Here is a 2035-nt window from a genome sequence, read left to right as displayed (position 1 = left end):
CGGCTCGGCGGACGCCCTCGCCTCCGCCGTCCGCCGCGTGCTCGGCCACCCGCGGGAGGTGCCTCCGCCCGGGCTGTCGCGGGCCGCTGCCTATGATCGACATTTCGAGCTGGCCCAACATTGGGACCTCGAAGGCGCCGAGGCCGAGCACGACGCCGACAAGGACGAGCACCGGTGAGGTGATCGGATATCTGAACGATTCTTCGGCGTTGTGGCGGCTGTTGCGGTCGGGTTCCGAAGAGTGCGGCCACCTGGATTTCAGTGTTGCAGCGCGAAGCAGCACGGTGCGGTCGCCATCGCGCGTTCTCTACGGTCGATCTCCAGGTGTGTGCGACCGCTGCTCACCACGGATTGACCGTGGTGGATGACGACAACGACTACGTCACCGCCGCAGGCTTGGCGACCGAGTTGGTGGAGCGAAACGTTCATCAGGGACCTTACGGGAACAGCGCCGAGGGCCGGGGTCGTCCGGTGCTTGATCAACAAAGTACGCTCGACCTCACTGTCCGCTTTCGGAGGAGTTGAAATCCGTGTCCGCGGTTGAGGAGCCGGATCCGGCACCGGTGGAGATCGATCCGACCCGGGTGAGCCAGGCCCGGGTCTACGACTACCTGCTCGGTGGGACGGAGAACTACGAGGTCGACCGGGAGCAGGCCCGGGCCTTGGAGGCCGCCGTTCCGGACGTCGCGGAGATCGCGCGGGAGAACCGGGCGTTCGTGACCCGCGCGGCCCGCTACCTGGCGCGGCACGCCGGCATCGTCCAGTACCTCGATGTCGGTTCGGGACTGCCCACCGCGGAGAACACACACGAGGTCGTGCAGCGGGTCGACCCGGAGGCCACGGTGGTCTACGTCGACCACGACCCGGTGGTGCTGGCCCACGGCCGTGCCCTGCTGGCGGAGAACGACCGCACCCGGATGGTCGGTGGTGACGCGTGGCATCCGGCCGGCATCCTGCACGACCCGCAGGTACGGGCCGCGCTGGACTTCGCGCGGCCGATCGGATTGTTGTGCACGGCGACGTTGCACATGTACTCCGGTGACGACCGGGATCTGCCGGTGCGGGTGATGCGGGAGTACCTCGACGCGCTGCCGTCCGGCTCGTACGTGGTGCTGTCGCACCTGTACGACCCGGAGGAGCAGGGGGAGTCCGCGGCGATGCGGGCGCTGGAGCACGCGGCCCGCACCGGTGGCCTCGGCAGCGGCGGTGCGCGCACGCACGCGGAGATCGCGGCGATGCTCGACGGGTTGGAACCGCTGGAGCCGGGGATCGTGGAGACCTACCGGTGGTGGCCGTCCGGACCGCGCACGACGCCGGTCGGGGTCGCGCAACGACTGGTCGCCGGGGCGGTCGGGCGCAAGCCCTGACCACGGCCCACGTGCCGCCGTACGTGTGTTCGGCTTCCGGTGCGTGAGTCCGGGTGGTGTGCTTCGGTTCCGATCAGGAATCGAAGCCGGGTGTCCCCCCCGGGCGATCCGCAGAGGTGACTTCGTGAACCGGGTCACTGTTTCTGATGTCCCCTGTGTCGTCCGGGCGGGTCGCCCGGACGACGGCGATCCGGCCGAACCGGTGGTCGAGGTGAGCGACCTCGCGGGCGTCGGCGAACCCGGCACCGGTCAGCAGGGCGACGAGGCCGTCGCCCGGATCGTGCTCCACTGCCGGACCCCGTGAGCGCCGGGGCCGCAGGATCCGGGGCAGGTTCCGGAGCGCATGCGCGAAACCGTGGCTGTGGCCGTGCGTGTGCGCCGACGGGGTCGCCGCCGTCGCGCCCCGCGTCGCGCCGGAATCGAAGTCGGCCACGGTGATCGTCCCTCCCGGGCGGAGGGCGCGGAGTGCTTCGTGGGCGAACCCGGCACGGCCGTCCTCGTCGACGTGGTGCAGCGCCAGCGACGAGATCACGTGGTCGAGGGCGCGGTCTTCGGCGGGGATCCGGTCGGCGTAGCCCTGCACGAGGCTGAGGCCGACACGGCGGCGGCGTGCCTTGCGTGCGGCGCGACGGAGCGCGTCGCCGTCCGGGTCGAGGCCGGTCGCCCGG

The 2035-nt window shown here is 70.9% G+C and carries 2 protein-coding genes; one reads left to right on the top strand and one right to left on the bottom strand.

Going from position 1 to position 2035, the window contains the following annotated elements; translation table 11 throughout:
- Positions 1 to 530: 530 nt before the first annotated feature.
- Positions 531 to 1367, top strand: coding sequence for an SAM-dependent methyltransferase (locus tag SACHA_RS0113840; RefSeq protein WP_019810761.1), 837 nt, complete (start codon positions 531 to 533; stop codon positions 1365 to 1367).
- 73 nt (positions 1368 to 1440) lie between these two features.
- Here SACHA_RS0113840 and SACHA_RS22135 read toward each other — a convergent pair.
- The coding region (locus tag SACHA_RS22135) for a class I SAM-dependent methyltransferase (protein WP_083935855.1) at positions 1441 to 2035 on the bottom strand (595 nt) is incomplete at its 5' end.

Origin of the sequence: Saccharomonospora halophila 8, from assembly GCF_000383775.1 — a bacterium.
GTDB lineage: Bacteria > Actinomycetota > Actinomycetes > Mycobacteriales > Pseudonocardiaceae > Saccharomonospora > Saccharomonospora halophila.
The sequence above is the reverse complement of the archived record's forward strand: the minus strand, read 5'-3'. Positions and strand labels throughout refer to the sequence as shown.